The organism is Burkholderia sp. AW49-1 (assembly GCF_053427845.1).
The window spans coordinates 102,795-118,947 of the sequence record NZ_JBSAXF010000014.1 but is presented as its reverse complement, the minus strand read 5'-3'; the positions used below and the strand labels follow the sequence as shown (position 1 = coordinate 118,947).

The 16,153-nt window shown below is 67.2% G+C and carries 17 protein-coding genes; 4 read left to right on the top strand and 13 right to left on the bottom strand.

Annotated elements, in window-relative coordinates; genetic code table 11:
- Positions 1 to 36 precede the first annotated feature (36 nt).
- The 12 genes from ACV22W_RS21470 to ACV22W_RS21415 form a co-directional block, all read right to left on the bottom strand.
- Positions 37 to 957: an acetaldehyde dehydrogenase (acetylating) gene (locus tag ACV22W_RS21470; RefSeq protein ID WP_448021574.1), complete on the bottom strand. Its 921-nt coding sequence runs from the start codon at positions 955 to 957 to the stop codon at positions 37 to 39.
- A gap of 41 nt (positions 958 to 998) precedes the next feature.
- Entirely contained in the window at positions 999 to 1,781 is a 783-nt protein-coding gene (gene dmpE / locus ACV22W_RS21465; RefSeq protein WP_448021572.1) for a 2-oxopent-4-enoate hydratase, read from the bottom strand.
- Between the two features lie 28 nt (positions 1,782 to 1,809).
- Entirely contained in the window at positions 1,810 to 3,321 is a 1,512-nt protein-coding gene (locus ACV22W_RS21460) for a 2-hydroxymuconic semialdehyde dehydrogenase (protein WP_448021570.1), read from the bottom strand.
- Between the two features lie 60 nt (positions 3,322 to 3,381).
- The gene (locus ACV22W_RS21455) at positions 3,382 to 3,831 is read right to left on the bottom strand and encodes a GlcG/HbpS family heme-binding protein (protein WP_448021568.1); all 450 of its coding nucleotides are present in this window, start codon (positions 3,829 to 3,831) and stop codon (positions 3,382 to 3,384) included.
- Positions 3,832 to 3,851: 20 nt separating this feature from the next.
- Positions 3,852 to 4,796 carry a catechol 2,3-dioxygenase gene (locus ACV22W_RS21450; RefSeq protein ID WP_448021566.1) on the bottom strand — a complete coding sequence of 315 codons (945 nt, stop codon included), beginning with the start codon at positions 4,794 to 4,796 and terminating at the stop codon, positions 3,852 to 3,854.
- A 25-nt stretch (positions 4,797 to 4,821) separates the two neighbouring features.
- A complete protein-coding gene (locus ACV22W_RS21445; RefSeq protein WP_059692558.1) occupies positions 4,822 to 5,178 on the bottom strand; it encodes a 2Fe-2S iron-sulfur cluster-binding protein in 357 nt (118 codons plus the stop codon).
- A gap of 1 nt (position 5,179) precedes the next feature.
- Positions 5,180 to 6,244, bottom strand: a complete 1,065-nt coding sequence (locus ACV22W_RS21440) for a 2Fe-2S iron-sulfur cluster-binding protein (protein ID WP_448021564.1) — start codon at positions 6,242 to 6,244, stop codon at positions 5,180 to 5,182.
- A 25-nt stretch (positions 6,245 to 6,269) separates the two neighbouring features.
- Positions 6,270 to 6,626: a phenol hydroxylase subunit P4 gene (locus tag ACV22W_RS21435; protein WP_448021562.1), complete on the bottom strand. Its 357-nt coding sequence runs from the start codon at positions 6,624 to 6,626 to the stop codon at positions 6,270 to 6,272.
- A gap of 74 nt (positions 6,627 to 6,700) precedes the next feature.
- Positions 6,701 to 8,251: an aromatic/alkene/methane monooxygenase hydroxylase/oxygenase subunit alpha gene (locus tag ACV22W_RS21430; protein ID WP_448021560.1), complete on the bottom strand. Its 1,551-nt coding sequence runs from the start codon at positions 8,249 to 8,251 to the stop codon at positions 6,701 to 6,703.
- Positions 8,252 to 8,289: 38 nt separating this feature from the next.
- Positions 8,290 to 8,559: an MmoB/DmpM family protein gene (locus tag ACV22W_RS21425; RefSeq protein ID WP_448021558.1), complete on the bottom strand. Its 270-nt coding sequence runs from the start codon at positions 8,557 to 8,559 to the stop codon at positions 8,290 to 8,292.
- A gap of 36 nt (positions 8,560 to 8,595) precedes the next feature.
- Complete coding sequence (locus ACV22W_RS21420) at positions 8,596 to 9,591, bottom strand: phenol hydroxylase (protein ID WP_448021556.1); 996 nt, start codon at positions 9,589 to 9,591, stop codon at positions 8,596 to 8,598.
- 16 nt (positions 9,592 to 9,607) lie between these two features.
- Positions 9,608 to 9,994: a phenol hydroxylase subunit gene (locus ACV22W_RS21415; RefSeq protein WP_448021555.1), complete on the bottom strand. Its 387-nt coding sequence runs from the start codon at positions 9,992 to 9,994 to the stop codon at positions 9,608 to 9,610.
- 130 nt (positions 9,995 to 10,124) lie between these two features.
- On the opposite strand from ACV22W_RS21415, the gene ACV22W_RS21410 reads away from it, so the two are divergent.
- Both ACV22W_RS21410 and ACV22W_RS21405 read left to right on the top strand, forming a co-directional pair.
- On the top strand, positions 10,125 to 11,813 hold the full coding sequence (locus ACV22W_RS21410; RefSeq protein WP_448021553.1) for a sigma 54-interacting transcriptional regulator: 1,689 nt from the start codon (positions 10,125 to 10,127) through the stop codon (positions 11,811 to 11,813).
- A gap of 1 nt (position 11,814) precedes the next feature.
- A complete protein-coding gene (locus ACV22W_RS21405; protein ID WP_448021551.1) occupies positions 11,815 to 12,555 on the top strand; it encodes a GntR family transcriptional regulator in 741 nt (246 codons plus the stop codon).
- A 23-nt stretch (positions 12,556 to 12,578) separates the two neighbouring features.
- Here the strand turns inward: ACV22W_RS21405 and ACV22W_RS21400 are convergent, their stop codons facing one another.
- A complete protein-coding gene (locus ACV22W_RS21400) occupies positions 12,579 to 13,403 on the bottom strand; it encodes a phosphate/phosphite/phosphonate ABC transporter substrate-binding protein (RefSeq protein WP_448021550.1) in 825 nt (274 codons plus the stop codon).
- A 279-nt stretch (positions 13,404 to 13,682) separates the two neighbouring features.
- On the opposite strand from ACV22W_RS21400, the gene ACV22W_RS21395 reads away from it, so the two are divergent.
- Together ACV22W_RS21395 and ACV22W_RS21390 are read left to right on the top strand one after the other, a co-directional pair.
- On the top strand, positions 13,683 to 14,708 hold the full coding sequence (locus tag ACV22W_RS21395) for a fatty acid desaturase (protein WP_448021548.1): 1,026 nt from the start codon (positions 13,683 to 13,685) through the stop codon (positions 14,706 to 14,708).
- A gap of 229 nt (positions 14,709 to 14,937) precedes the next feature.
- Positions 14,938 to 16,146 carry a benzoate/H(+) symporter BenE family transporter gene (locus ACV22W_RS21390; RefSeq protein ID WP_448021546.1) on the top strand — a complete coding sequence of 403 codons (1,209 nt, stop codon included), beginning with the start codon at positions 14,938 to 14,940 and terminating at the stop codon, positions 16,144 to 16,146.
- Positions 16,147 to 16,153 lie beyond the last annotated feature (7 nt).

Here is a 16,153-nt window from a genome sequence, read left to right as displayed (position 1 = left end):
CTTGTCGTCCGGTCGTGGAAGTCGCGTTGGCGCGCGTCAGGCCGCCTCGGCAGCCGATGCCAGCGTGAGGCGCCCGGCCAGCAGTTCCTCGGCGAACATCTCGGCGGTGCGCGCGGCGGCGGCCGTCATGATGTCGAGATTGCCCGCGTATTTCGGCAGGTAGTCGCCGAGGCCTTCGACCTCGAGATAGACCGACACGCGGTTGCCGTCGAACACCGGCCCGTTGACGAGCCGGTAGCCGGGCACGTAGCGCTGCACGTCGGCGATCATCGCGTGGACCGATTCGACGATGCGCGCTTCATCGGGTGCGCTTTCCGTCAGGCAATGCACGGTGTCGCGCATGATGAGCGGCGGGTCGGCCGGGTTGATCACGATGATCGCCTTGCCTTGTTTCGCGCCGCCGACCTGCGCGACGGCCGCGGCCGTCGTACGCGTGAATTCGTCGATGTTCTTGCGGGTGCCGGGGCCGACCGAACGCGACGATACGGTCGCGACGATCTCGCCGTACGTGACCGGCTGCACGCGGGAGATCGCGCGCACCATCGGAATCGTCGCCTGGCCGCCGCACGTGACCATGTTCACGTTCATCTCGCCGGAGCCGATGTGATCCTTCAGGTTGACGGGCGGCACGCAGTACGGGCCGATCGCGGCCGGCGTCAGGTCGATCATCAGCACGCCGAGCGCGTTCAGCTTGCGGCTGTTCTCCGCGTGGACGTATGCGCTCGTCGCGTCGAATGCGATCTGCACGCCGTCCGCCTGCACATGCGGCAGCAGGCCGTCGACGCCGTCCGCGGTGGTCTTGAGGCCGAGTTCGCGAGCGCGCTTCAGGCCATCGGAATCGGGATCGATGCCGACCATCCACACGGGTTCGAGCACGGGGCTGCGCATCAGTTTGGCGAGCAGGTCGGTGCCGATGTTGCCGGGACCGATCAGTGCGCAACGGATCTTTCGGGTCATGGGAAATTCCTCGTTTGCGTGGAAAGGGGAACGGGCGGCGCTCACGCGAACCGCACCGAACACGCGCCGATCCCGCCGATCGACACGCGGAAGTTGTCGCCGCGCCCGACCGGCGCCATCGCGGCGAGCGCGCCGGACAGAATCACTTCGCCGGCCTTCAGCGGAATGCCGAGGCGGCCGAGCGTGTTGGCGAGCCACGCGACCGCGTTCACCGGCGAGCCGAGCGCGGCCGCGCCGGCGCCGGTGCCGATCACGTCGCCGTTCTTCTCGAGCACCATTCCGCAGGTCGACAGATCGACGCTGCGCGTGCTCACCGCCCGGTCGCCGAGCACGAACACGCCGCACGACGCGTTATCGGCGACCGTGTCGCCGATGCGGATCTTCCAGTCGCGGATGCGCGAGTCGACGATCTCGAAGCACGGCATCACGCATTCGGTCGCGGCGAGCACCATCGCGTTCGTCACGCCCGGGCCTAGCAGGTCGCGCTTCAGCACGAACGCGATCTCGCCTTCGGCTTTCGGTTGGATCAGCGTGTCGAGCGCGATGCATTCGCCCTCGCCGTACACCATGCCCGACAGCAGGTAGCCGAAGTCGGGCCGGTAGACGCCGAGCATGTCCATCACCGCCTTCGACGTGACGCCGATCTTCTTGCCGATGACGGTCTCGCCTGCCTCCAGGCGGCGCTGCACGAAGCGCTGCTGGATCCGGTACGCGTCGTCGACCGACAGGTCCTCGTGCTGCGACGTCAGCGGCGCGATGGGCTCGCGCGACGTCATCGCGTCGTACAGCCGGTCGCCCAGCGTGGTAATCAACGTGGAGTCCATAATAATTTTCCGGTCATGAACGGTTGGGTCAGAGCTTGATGCAGACGTTGCGGAGCTCCGTGTAGAACTCGAGTGAATGAACGCCGCCTTCGCGGCCGATGCCCGATTGCTTCGCGCCGCCGAACGCCGTACGCAGGTCGCGCAGGAACCATGAATTGACCCACGCGATGCCGACGTCGATCGACGCCGCGACGCGGTGCGCGCGCGACAGGTTGGTCGTCCAGATCGCGGTAGACAGCCCGTACGCATTCGCATTCGCGCGGCCGATCGCCTCGGCTTCGGAATCGAACGGCATCACCAGCGTGCATGGCCCGAAGATCTCTTCGCGCGCGATCGGCGAATCGTCGCCGAGGCCGGTCCAGATCGTCGGCTGCACCCACGCGCCGCCGCGCAGATCCTCCGGCATGTCGGGCACGCCGCCGCCCGTCACGACCGTCGCGCCGAGTTCGGCCGCCTTGCGGTAGTACGACAGCACCTTGTCGCGATGCTCCTGGCTGATCAGCGGGCCGAGGCCGGTCGACTCCGCTTCCGGACGGCCGGGCCGCAGCCGTTCGGCACCGGCCTTCAGCGCGGCGACGAAACGCTCGAACAGCGGACGCTCGACATACACGCGCTCGGTGCCGAGGCAAACCTGCCCCGCGTTCGCGAAGCACGAGCGCAACGTGCCCTCGACGGCCGCGTCGAAATCGCAATCGGCGAACACGATCGCCGCGTTCTTGCCGCCCATCTCGAGGCTGACGGGCCGCGCACCGTCGGCCGCCGCTTTCATGATCGCCGCGCCGGTGCGCGTCTCGCCGGTGAACGTGATCGCGTTCACGCCCGGATGCGTCGTCAGGAATTCGCCGGCCGAACCCGGCCCGAAGCCGTGCACGACGTTGTAGACGCCGCGCGGCACGCCCGCCGCGTTCATCACTTCGCCGAGCAGCGCGGCCGTCTGCGGCGTTTCCTCCGACGGCTTCACGACCACCGTGTTGCCGCAGGCGAGCGCGGGCCCGACCTTCCACGTCATCAGCAGCAGCGGCAGGTTCCACGGGCAGATCACGCCCACCACGCCGACCGGCCGACGGATCGCGTAGTTGAGCGCGCCCGCGCCGTCCGGCGTCGCCATCTCGAAGGTTTCGCCGGGCACGTTCTTCACCACGTCGGCGAACACCTTGAAGTTCGCGGCGCCGCGCGGGATGTCGATATGGCTCGCGAGGCTCACCGGCTTGCCGGTGTCGGCGACTTCCGCTTCGAGAAAATCGTCGAAGCGGCGCGTGATGCCGTCGGCCACCGCATACAGGAGTTCGACGCGCTGCGCGACCGTCAGGGCGCCCCACGGGCCGGCCAGCGCCGCGCGTGCGGCCTGTACCGCCGCGTCGACATCCGCGCGGCTCGCTTCGGCGACGCGCGCGATCACCGCATTGTCGAGCGGCGAGCGCTTGTCGAACCAGCGTTCGCCCGCGCGATACTCGCCGCCGATGAAGTTGCGGACGAGCCGCGGGTCCGGCTGCCCGCCGGCGGGGCCGCGTGTCGCGGCGATGGGTTCGGTGTCGTACATGATGTGTGTGTCGATGGTCGTGAATCCGTGGGTTCGTGAAGCGCGTTCGCGTGCCTGGCGTCATGGCCCGCCAAAGCCGGCCGCGTCGAGCCCCGCGCGCGCGCATTGCACGTCCTGCGCCTCGCTGCCGCCCGATACGCCGATGCCGCCGATCAACGCGCCGTCATCGACGATCGGCAGCCCGCCGCCGAACGCGACGAAACGCGGCCGTAGCACGAGGCCCTGCCGCACCGCGTCGGAGTGCGACGCCAATGCGGCGTGCCACGCGCCGGTGGGCAGCCCGAAGCTCGCGGCCGTGTACGCCTTGTCGATCGCGATATCGATCGAATGCAGCGGCGCGCAGGGCATGCGCACGAATGCCGCGAGCAGCCCGGCCGCATCGACGACCGCGACGTTGACGCGCACGCCGAGCCGCTCAGCGGCCTCGGCCGCCGCCTGGGCCGCGCGTGCCGCGATGGGCCAGTCGATCGTGCGCGTGTCGATGCTCCGGTTCGTATCGTTTCGATCCATGACGCTGGGCTCCTTGCGGCTCAGGTGTAGACGGTCGTGAACGCTTCGTTCAGCTCGCCGGAGTGGAAGAAGATCCCGCGTCCGAGTTCCTCCTCGGTCCACGTCGTGACCGGGCGGTCGGGTTGCGCGAGATAGCCGAGCCCCGCGAACGTCTCGTTGCGGTTGCCGCTCGGATCGAAGAAATAGATGGTGGTGCCGCGCGTGATGCCGTGCCGCGTCGGTGCGACGTCGATCTTCACCTTGTTCTTCGCCATCACGTCGGCCGACTTCAGCACGTCGGCCCAGTCGTCGAGGAAGAACGCGATGTGATGCAGGCCGTTGCTCGGGCCGCCGACGAACGCGATGTCGTGCGGCGTCGTGCTGCGGAACATCCACGTCGCGGCCTGGATCGTGTTGCCGGGACCGACCATCACCTGTTCCGCCAGATGGAAGTCGAGACACTCGGCCATGAAGCGCGTGTTCTCCTCGACACGGTTCACGCCGGTTTCGGGGTTCAGTTCGCACATCAGCAAGCAGTGATCGAGCCAGTGCACGGCCGAGCCCGGAACGTCGTCGGGCCACGGATCGGGGTTCAGCGAGCCGACCGCGGTGCCCACCAGTTCCTTCTTCGCGAACAGCCGCAGTTCATGCCCGCTCGGCAGCAGGAACCGCAGTTGACGGCCGATCGCCGGCAGCGCACCTTCGGGCAGCATCTCGGTCGCGATCCCGTATGCCTCGATACGTTGCTGCAGCGCGTCCAGGTCGGCGTCGTGCTCGACCTTGTACGCGGCGTGCTTGAGCCCCGCCTGATCGGACGGCGACAGGATCAGCGAATACTTGTCCCATTCGTCCCAGCATTTCAGATAGACGTTGCCCGCCGCGTCGCGCATCGTCTCCTGCATGCCGAGCACGCGCACGTAATGACGCAGCGCCGCTTCCATGTCCATCACCTTCAGACTGACATGACCAATACGCATCACACCCATGATGTGTCTCCTCCTGGTTTCCTGGTTACTTGTCGATCGTCGGCGCGCCGGCCCCGGCCGCGCCGCAGAAGAACGGCTTTTTCAGCCGGCCGGCCACTTCGAGTTCGACGTCGCCGTCCGGCACCACACGGCACGCGAGCGCATAGCCGTCGTTCTCTTCTTCCGCGCTGACGTGCGCGCGGCTGACCGGCCCGAGCTTGCGCACCGCGCCGCGCAGCACGCGCACCTTGCACACGCCGCACCCGCCGTTCAGGCAGCCGACCGGAATGCCGCGCCGGCCGAGCTTCGCCATGCCGGCCAGCAACGACTCGCCGGACACGCACGCATAGCGCTCGTCGGTCTGCGCGATCCTGACCGTCCCGCATACGCGGCCCGCGTCCATGTCACACCCGCCGGAACAGCGGGCTGCGCGTCTGCTGCGCGTCGGCCGCCGAGATGAACTTCTCGTGATAGATGTCGCGCTCGAACAGGCGGCCCTGCATCAGCGTCGTGATGCATGCGTCGATCATCGCGGGCGGTCCGCACAGGTACGCCTGATGCCCCGAGAAGTCGCCGTCGAAATGCGCCTTCGCGACGTCGTGCACGAGCCCTTGCGCGACTTCGCCGCCCGCATCCGGCGCGCCTTCGGACAGCGCCGGCACGTACGTGAAGTTCTGGTAACGTTCGGCCAGCGCGCGGAATTCGTCGTGGTAGTACAGCTCCTTCGCGTTGCGCTGGCCGTAGACCAGCGTGATCGGCGCGGTGACGCCGCCGGCGAGCAGGTCCGCGATCATCGAGCGCGGGCTCGACAGCCCCGACCCGCCGGCCACGAAGATCATCGGCCGCGCGGCCGAGCGGCGCACGAAGAAGCGGCCGTACGGGCCCGACAGGCGCATGCGGTCGCCGGTCGCCAGTTGCTCGTGCAAATAGCCGGTACCGAGCCCGCCCGGCACCTGCCGCACGTTCAGCTCGATCTCGCCGGTGGCCGCGACGTCGGCCGGCGCGTTCGCGATCGAGAACGCGCGACTCTGCCCGAGGCCGGGAATCTCCAACTGCACGTACTGGCCTGCCTGGAAGTGGATCGGCTGCGCCAGCTTCAGTCGGATCGACTTGATGGTCGGCGTGAGCTGCTCGATGCGCGTGACGTCGGCCGCGAAATCCTTGACCGGAATGATCTCCGCGTCCGGTTCCTCGTCGACGTCGGCCTCGATCACGGTGTCGGCCTGCAGCGTCGCGCAGCACGCGAGCGCCTTGCCTTCCTCGCGCTCGAAATCCATCAGCGCGAACGGGTTCGCATCGCCGAGATCGGTCTCGCCGTCGAGCACCGCGACCTTGCAGGTGCCGCACAGGCCGTGACAGCACGCATGCGGAATGTAGATGCCCTGGCGCAGCGCGGCATCGAGCATCGTCTGTCCTTCCTCGACCTCGATCGTGACGCCCAGCGGCTCGATGGTAAGTTGGTGGCTCATGATGGTTCGCTCGTCCGCATGGCGGTCAGAAGCTCGCGCCGCCCAGGCCATCGAGGCCCGGCGTGCGGAAGCTGATCAAATCCTTGTGCCCGAGACCGTTGTCGGCCAGGCTCTTCGCTGCGTCCGGCGTCCACGGCTCGCCGGAGCGAAACCACTCGACGCGGTCCCAGTCGATCTTCGCGAAGTCGGGGTGATAGCCGTAGACCGGCGGCAGCACCTTGTCGGCAAGCGCGCCGAACGGCAGGTCGGGCGGCAGCGGCAGGCAGAACGGCGCGGGAAACATGAGGTGGTTTTCCCAGCACACGTAAAGCAGCGGCGCCGGAAACCTCCCGACCGCATCCTTCACCGGGAAGTCGTAGGGTTTGAGTGCGATGACGGCCATGTGTGTCTCCTGTCGGCCCGCATTCGCGCGGCAGCGCGCGCGGGCCTTCTTCAAGGTTGCTTGTCGGTTGCAGGTCAGTTGCTCGTGGCCTGGCCGCGCCAGGCCGCGAAGTTCTTCTGGTCTTCCGAGCCGTCGAAATCGAGGTTGTCGCGGCCCATCTGCACTTCGTAGTAGTCGAGCACGGCGGCGAGCGGATCGAAGCCTTCCGCGCTCGGGTCCGCGTCGGGCGGGAAGCAGTTGCCCTGATAGATCTGGTGCACGGGCAGCCACGCCTGCACGTACTTCTGCGGCTCGTGGTCGAAGATTTCCCTGCAGTGATCGCTGCAGAAATGGAACTTGTTGCCGAGGTAGTTCGACTCGCGCGCGCCGATCTTCGTCGGGTTGCCGGGCTCGGTGAACAGCATCGGGATCTGGCAGGTCTGGCACAGCATCGGCAGCGTCTTCATGTAGAAACGGTTGCCGGCCTTCGCCTGCTCGCCCCAGTAGTCGAAGCGCGGGCGGTAATAGCGGTCGAACGAATCGGGATACTTCGCGGCGAGCCACGCCATCTCGTCTTCGGTCGGCACCCAGGTATGGAACGCCGAGGCCGCGTTGAAGCCGTAGAACGTCGACCATGCCTGGTGGCTGATGTGGTCCTTGCCTTCGCATGCGTCCTGCCAGCCCTTCGGCTCGCGAATGCCGTAGCGCGCGAGATCCTTGAACAGCGCGCCGCCGTTCTGCTCCGCATACATCTCCCACGATTCGCGCCAGCTCATCACGCGCTTCGGCTGCATGTAGTCCATCATCATCGCGACCAGCGTGAGCAGCCGGTAGCCGCGCCAGAACCACTTGTCGATCCAGCGCTGCACGATCGGCACGTTGCCCGGGTCCTGCTCGAGCAGGAACTTGATGCACTCGATGCCGAGCGTCATGTGGCGTGACTCGTCCGACTGCGCGGAGAAGCCGAACGTGACCGTCGACATGTCGCCGTTGTACGCGGCACCCGACATGAACGGCACGAACAGCAGGTTCGTCAGCACGTATTCGAACGAGAAGCTGACCGCCGTCAGGAACTCGAACGGCCCCGACGAATACGCGTCCTCGAAGAACGACTTCGGCACCGACAGGTACCAGACGCGGTCGAACCAGTGGTTCGAGTGATGGAAGCCGTTGAAGAACTTGTTGTACGTCGACATCGCGTGCGTTTCGGTCTGGTAGTGCCGCAGCTCGTCGATCGACTGCATCTGGCACGCGATCCGCGCGCCCTCGCCGGTGAAGTGCCGGCCGACATGCGCGAAACCGCGATGCGCGAGATATTCGAGCGGCGTCACGCCCTGGATGAACAGCTTCAGCGCATTGATGTAGCGCGCGTCGGTCACGCCGAGGAATGCGTTGTTCTGCGTGAACGCGTCGAGCACTGCGTACAGCTTCTTCTCCTTCTCGCCCTGGTATTTCCAGTACGCATCCATCGTCAGGCGGAACGGGTCGACCCACTTGTCCCAGTCGTGGATCTTGATGCCTTCGTAACGGTCGTACGGGAAGACCTTGTCCATCGGCTGGTAGGTCGTCTCCCAGCCGAGGCCGCGCGTCATCGCCGCGTAGCGGTCCTTCAGGCCGAGCTTTTTCTTGAGCGTTGGCGTGTCCATTCGTGTCTCCGGTGTTGTCGGTGCGTGTTGCGCGGCGTTCAGTGCGACCAGCTCAGCGTGAACTGGTCGTCGTCTTCGTCGATGTGGCCGGACAGCGTGATCAGGTTCACCTGCAGCTGCTGCAGGTCGAAGCGCGTGCCGGTCAGTTCCTCGATCGTTTCGCGGCGGATCGTCAGCCGGTCCGGCGCGTCGATCTTGACCATCCCGGGCGACTCGACCACCACCGCTCGCGGGTTGTCGGCGACGATCGCATCGACGATCGGTCTGGAATCCTCATTGGTCTGAAAGGCGATGAATACGTTCGACATGCTGGCTTTCCTTGAATTGAGGGGGTATGCGCGGCGTCAGAGCGCGAGGCCGAGCTTGGCGACGCGTGCCTGAAACTGCTCGCGCACTTCGTCGAGCGCCGCTCGGCCGGCATCCTGAAGCGCGCGCGCCGCGACCGGTGCGAGCGCCGCATCGGCCCGTGCGGACCATTCGCGGGTCCAGCGGGCGAGCAGCGCGCGGTTTTCGTCGGATTCGGCGGCCATGGTCTTCACCACCGCGTCGATCCAGCGGTTCGATTCCGCGTGCCATTCCGGCATGAACGCGGTGAGCATCGCGACCGCCGAGCCGCCCGCGAGCGCGATCCGTTCGTCGACGAAGCGATCGTAGACGAGCGGATACAGCAGGCCGTCGAGCGCGAGGTTCTGCGCGACGAACAGCTCGGCCGGGTCGGCCACGACCAGCGTGTCCTCGACGTAACGGCGCAGCGGCTGCCATGCGGTGTCGGTCGTCCAGCTCGCCTTGGCCGTATCGAGCACGTCGGGCTCGGCCATCGCGAGCGCGAGGCGCGTCAGGTACTGCGCGACGCCGAGGTTGTCCATCGCATGGAACATCGCGGGCGCGGTGAACGCGGTGCCGTAGCCGAGGGCGCAGATCTGCGCGTTGTTCATGTTCGCGCCCCACGCGGCATGGCGCAGCGGCACCAGCACGTCGAGCGCCTGCGCGGCCACGTCGTCGCGCATCAAGCCGATCATCCGGCGCGATTCGACGAACTCGAAGTTCGACTCCATCGCGTCCTGCTGGCGCGCCCGCGTCGTTGCCCACGACGCGTAGTAGAACTGGCGCGGATCCTTCAACGCATACCAGTTCGCCATCCTGATCGCCGAGCGCGACGGATCGAAGATCTCGTGGTCCGGGTCCCAGGTCGGCCGGTAATGGAAGTTCGCCTGGGGCTGCGCGCCCATCATGCCTTCCTGGTAGCGCGTCGCCGTCTTGTCGCCGCCGATGTTCTGCGCGACGTGCGCGAAGGTGTGCCGGAGCGGCTTGATGTCGACTGTCTTCAGCTCGATGGTCACTTCTTGCTCCTCAAGGTCATGGGTTCGCTTCGACGTCGAGCCGCGTCACCTGCTGTTCGCGGCAGAACGCGTCGAAGGCGGCAGGAGACAACGTCAGCTCGACGAACAGATCCGGCGCGCCGCCGAGCGAAAACTCGAATTCGACGAAGCCGCGCGTGTTCGTGCCGGTCACGCGCGCGCACTTGCGGCCTGGGTCGAGCGGGGAAAGATCGGTCGGGTGCTGATTCATGATCGGTGTCGCCTCCATGCCGGACTTCAATGCACCATCCGTGCCACGTCCGGGCAGGCGCCCAAAAAATCTCGATAATTCAGGGAAAGCCCTGACGCGAAGTTCGAATTCGCGGCCCACAATGGCGGTTAACCAGAACGGAAACCGCTCGCCGGCGGCCACGCCAGAAGCCATATCCGGTGGCGTTTTTCATCATTTCAGCAACCCGGTCGAGTGCATTTGACGAAATGATCAAATCGATTCGCCTGCCGCGGCGCCGCTGGCGAAAACCCTGAAAATCACGAGAAATCTCGACGGAGAAGACATGACGCGGCCCAGCCTGCCCCCCTTGCCGCCGGACACCGACCTGCGCAAGCTGATCCATTTTTCGGCGAGCGACGGTCGCATCTGGCTGGCCGGTCAGCGGATGGTGCTGCTGCATGCCGGCGCGCTGGCGACGCTGCGCCAGGAACTGATGGAAAGCGTCGGACCGGCACAGACGCGACGCTTCTTCACGCGGGTCGGCTTCGCCGCCGGCGAACGGGACGCCGCGCTCGCCCGCGAGATTCGCAGCGGCGCCTCGTTGTTCGACATGTTCCATGTCGGCCCGCAACTGCACATGCTCGAAGGCGCCGTGCAGGTCACGCCGTTGCGGTTCGAGGCCGATCCCGCGACGGGCGCGTTCTATTGCGAATACCGCTGGGAACATTCATGGGAAGCCGACGTGCACCGCCGCACGTTCGGGCCGCAGCCCGAACCCGTGTGCTGGATGCTGATCGGCTATGCGACCGGCTACACCAGCGCGTTCATCGGCCGGACGATCCTGTTCAAGGAAACGACCTGCGTCGGCATGCACGACCCGCACTGCACGATCGTCGGCAAGCCGGCCGAGGAATGGCCCGATGCCGAAGAGATCTCGTCGTGGTTCAAGGCCGACTCGCTGATCAACACGATCCGCGACCTGCAGACCGAAGTCGAATCGCTGCGCCTCGAAATCACGCCCGACGACGGCCGGACCCGGCTCGTCGGACGTTCCGACGCGTTCCGCGCGGCCTATGCGCTGCTGGAGACGGCCGCGCCGACCAAGGTCGCCGTGCTGCTCACCGGCGAAACGGGCGTCGGCAAGGAGCGCTTCGCGCGTGCGCTGCACGGCCTAAGCGCGCGCGCGCAGAAGCCGTTCGTCGCGATCAACTGCGCGGCCATTCCGCATGCGCTGATCGAGTCCGAACTGTTCGGTGCGGAGAAAGGCGCGTTCACGGGCTCGCAAGCGGCGCGCGCCGGACGCTTCGAGCGCGCGGACGGCGGCACGCTGTTTCTCGACGAGATCGGCGAGTTGCCGCTCGACGTACAGGCGAAGCTGCTCCGCGTGCTTCAGGAGGGCGAGGTCGAGCGGCTCGGCGCGACCGACGGCCGGAAGGTGGACGTCCGCGTCGTCGCAGCGACCAACCGCGATCTCGAGCAGGCCGTGCGCGACGGCACCTTTCGCGCCGATCTCTATTACCGGATCAACGTCTACCCGGTGCTGATTCCGCCGCTGCGCGACCGGCAGGACGACATCGCGCCGCTCGCGGACGCGATGCTCGAACGCTTCGCGGCAGTGCATGGCAAGCCCACGCCGACGCTGACCGATTACGCCTACGAGACGCTGCGCGGCTACCGCTGGCCCGGCAACGTGCGCGAGCTCGAGAACCTGATCGAGCGCGCGGTCATCCTGTCGCGCCCGAACCGTCCGGTCGACGCGAAGGACCTGTTCCCCGGCGTCGGCGCGCCCGGCGGCGCGACGGTCGATCGGGCCGGGCAGATCCGGCCGGCGGCCGCGATGTCGATCGACTGCGGCTCGATCCTCGACCAGTTGCAGGGCGGCGGCGGGCTCGACGGCCTCGAGCGCGCGCTGCTGCACGAGGCCGTCGACCGCGCGAACGGCAACCTGTCGGCCGCCGCGCGCCTGCTCGGCCTGACGCGCGCACAGCTCAGCTATCGGCTCAACCGCAAACAGGATCAGGAGGACGCGTGACATGAACACCATCCTGCCCGCCCATCCGTTCGACGACCCGCCGCCGGCGCTCGAGCCGGCCGCCGCCGACGCCGCCGAGCCGCATGCCCGCACGCTCAGCGAGCACGCGTATCACCAGCTCCGGCAACACATCATCGAGGGGCATTACCCGCCCGGCACGAAGCTGCGCGTCGAGCATCTGAAGGACGTGTACGGCGTCGGCGCGGGCACGCTGCGCGAGGCGCTCACGCGGCTCGTCAGCGATGCGCTGGTCGTCGCCGAAGGGCAGCGCGGGTTTCGCGTGACGCCGATGTCGGTCGACGATCTCGAAGCGATCACGCGGCTGCGCATTCATATCGAGGTCGATGCGCTGCGCGACTCCGTGCGGCGCGGCGACGACGCATGGGCGCAGCGCGTGCGGCAGAGTTTCGACATGCTGTCGGCGTGGGAGCAGCCGGTGTCCATCGAAAACCGCGCCGCATGGGAAGCGTGCAACCGGCGCTTTCATGAAGCGCTGATCTCGGCGGCCGCGACGCCCTGGACGTACCTGATCCTGCGCATGCTGTCGCAGCAAAGCGAGCGCTATCGGCGCGTGTGCATCGGGCTCGGCGATTCGAAGCGCGACGTGCATGCGGAGCACACGTGCCTGTTCGAGGCCGCGATGCGACGCGCCGATGCACGCGCCGCCCTCGCGCTCGAAGACCACATCGGCACGACGCTCGCCGTGGTACGCAACGCGCCGCCCGGCACCTTGCCGTTCTAGCCACCGCCGCGCGGACGACGCGCTCACGCCAACTCGGGATACCCGTGCGCGGCCGCGTCCCGCGCGAGATCGGCAATCGTGTCGTATGCGGCCGGCGGCAGGCGCTCGAACCCCTTCAGGCGCAGTGCGGTCGCCCGATCCGCATCGACCGCGACCGCGTGATCGAGCGCATCCTGCAACCCCTCCACGAGGCTCCCCTCCAGCGCCTTCGATGCAATCAGCGGCAAGCCCGGCGCCGACGCCGTCATGCCGACGATCCGGATGTCGTTCAACAATTCGGGCAGTGCGTCACGCACGTACGCGAACGTCACGCAGTCGATCGCCGCGCAATCGGCAGCGCCTGCCGCCAAGGCGCGCAGCACGTTCAGGTGCGAGCCAAACGACACGACCGAACCGAAGAAACGCCCGTCGTGCGCATGCGGCGCGACCGCGTGCCGGAACGCGTTCATCCCGCTGTGTGAATCCGCGCCGTTGAATGCGGCCCGCAATCCGCGACAGGCGGCCAGCGTCGTCGCACCGCCCGCATGCACGCGCGCAGACGCCACCAGCACACTGCTGTAACGCGCGCCGTCGCAGCCGGGCGCATCGAATGCCGGTGTCGCGATCAGGTGAACGGCATCGCGCAATCCGAGCATCCGGTACGGATAACCACATGTCTGCGACAACAACAGGTCGTTGTGGTGCCACAGCGCGTGCAGATCCCCGAACGGCTCGTCGAGCAGCGCGACGCCGGCCGGCCCGCCGTGACGCGCGAACGCGTCGAGTGCGTCACGCAGCAACGCGCGCCACAGTGCGGCGTGGCGCGGCGTCACGTTGTACATCGGCAGTCCGGCGATCCATGAGCTCATGTGCGCATTCTACGCATCGGCGGTGCGTTGGAGAAAGCAAGTTCGCTCGGGTTTCGCACAGGTCCGGCACGCGCCTGGGGCGGCCAATGCTTATCGATCGAGCAGCGATAAGCAAATGCGAATTGCTTGGTTGGCCTGACTACGCGAGCCGGTTAGCGTTCCAGTGCCGCGACGCCGTCGCAAGTCGGCCACCTGCATCGCGGCCCGCAACGGCGCGATCGTCCGCTACCCGTTACCCGTGCAGCCCCCGTATCACCCGCTACATCCCGCCCCAGCACCATGGCCGAATACTTCGACGTCGACCACGCGCGCGCGATCACCGCCCTCGCCGCCCGCTTCACTGCCCGCACCGAGTGGCCGACGTGGCTGCTGGTCGTCGCGATCTACGGCGGCTGGCTCGCCGTGCTGCTGCTCGTACGCGCCGAGCGCCTGTCGCTCGCGGCCGCGACACCGCCGCTGATCCTGCTCGGCGCATGGCACATGTCGCTGCAGCACGAGCTGCTGCACGGCCACCCGACGCGCTCCGCGTTCGTGAACCGGCTGCTCGGCTATCCACCGTTGACGATCTGGTATCCGTACACGCTTTATCGCGACACGCACCTCGACCATCACCGCGACGAGGGCCTGACCGTGCCGGGCGTCGACCCGGAAACGAACTACGTGTCGCACGAGCAATGGGCGCGGTTGCCGCGCTGGCGCCGCGCGCTGACCGTTGCGCACACCACCTTCGTCGGACGTCTCGTGTTCGGGCCGCCGACGAGCGTCGCCGCGATGTTCGCCAACGTATTCGCCGCGCTCCGGCGCAGTGACTTCCGCTATCTGCGGATGTGGGCGACGCACGCCGTTTGCGTGGGCGTGCTGCTTGCATGGCTGCAGCGCGCGATCGGTGTGCCGTGGTGGTACTACCTGCTTGCCATCACGTGGCCCGCGCTGTCGCTCGCGATGATCCGTTCGTTGTTCGAGCACCGCGCCGCGCGGCATCCGAAGGCGCGCATCGCGATCAACGAGGCCGGCTTCGCGATGCGGCTGCTGTACCTGAACAACAACTATCACCTCGTGCATCACGACCTGCCGAGGCTGCCGTGGTACGACCTGCCGCGCGCGTACCGGATGCGGCGCGACGCGTATATGGAGAAATGCGGCGGCTTCGTGATCCGCGGTGGCTATCGCGAACTGCTGGCGCGCCACGCATGGACGCCGACCCACGGGCCCGTGCATCCGTTCGACCACGGCACGGCGTCGCTGTCGACGGGCAGCGGTGCGAAGGTCGCCGCGGTCGACGGGTATCTTCAGATCAGTACGTAACGCTTGAGCGGGTGGCGCTGCGCCAGGAAGGCGCCCGATGCGGCGACGCCCGCGCAAGGCCGCATGGCTGCCGCGACGCGCATTTTCTTACGAAAAGCCGACAACACCGATCCTCATCGGCAAATTGCCAATTTCGGCGGCAATGCCCAGAATGACGGATCGCCCGGGGCCTCCAACAATCATTCGCCCCGGCTCAGCCTCCCGGCCGCGCGCCGCACCCCCTACGACGATGCAACCGAACACCTCGCCCGGCGCGATCCGCTCGATCGGCAACGACTGCTCCGTCTCCGCGGTCACCGCGGGCTTTCTCGCGGTGCTGATTTCCTACGCGGGCCCGCTCGCGATCTTCTTCCAGGCGTCGCAGGCTGCGCATGTATCCAATGACATGGTGGCGTCGTGGGTCTGGGCGATCTCGATCGGCGCGGGCGTGTCGGGCCTCTTCGCGAGCTGGAAACTGAAGGTGCCGATCGTGACCGCATGGTCGGCGCCCGGCACCGCGCTGCTCGTCGGCCTCTTTCCGCAACTGACGCTGAACCAGGCCGTCGGCGCATACATCACGGCGGCGCTGATCATCCTCGCGATCGGCATCACCGGCTATTTCGACCGGCTCGTGCGCCACATTCCGCGCGGCATCGCGTGCGGGATGATGGCCGGCATCCTGCTGCCGTTCGGCATGCATGCGTTCTCCGCCGCGACTGCGCAGCCGGTGCTCGGGTTCGGGATGATCGCGGCGTACGTGATCTTCAAGCGCCTGCTGCCGCGCTACAGCATCGTGCTCGTGCTGCTGACGGGCGCCGCGCTCGCGACGCTGCTCGGGATGGCGCATCTCGGCAACGTGTCGGCGAGCATCGCGCGGCCGATCTTCATCGCCCCCGAATGGACCCTCGGCACCACGCTCAGCCTCGCGCTGCCGCTCGTCGTCGTGAGTCTCACCGGCCAGTTCCTGCCCGGCATGACGATCCTGCGCGTCTCGGGCTATCACACGCCGGCGCGGCCGATCATCACCGCAACCAGCGTGATGTCGCTTGTCGTCGCGTGCTTCGGCGGGATCACGATCGTCGTCGCGGCGATCACCGCGGCGCTGTGCACCGGCAAGGATTCGCACGAGGATCCGGACCGGCGTTATATCGCGGGCATCGCGAACGGCGCGATCTATCTGATCGGCGGGCTCTTCGCGGGGACGATCGTCACGCTGTTCTTTGCACTGCCGAAGGCTTTCGTCGCGATTCTCGCCGGGCTCGCGTTGATCGGTGCGATCGGCGCGAACGTACACGGGATCTTCGAGGATGAGGAGCATCGCGAAGCGTCGGTGATCACGTTCCTCGCGACAGCGTCGGGGATGACTTGGCTCGGGCTCGGGTCCGCGTTCTGGGGGATCGTGATCGGGTCGCTTTCTTATGCGGTGTTGAGCAGGGTGCGACGGCACCAGGGCACCTGAGCAAGCT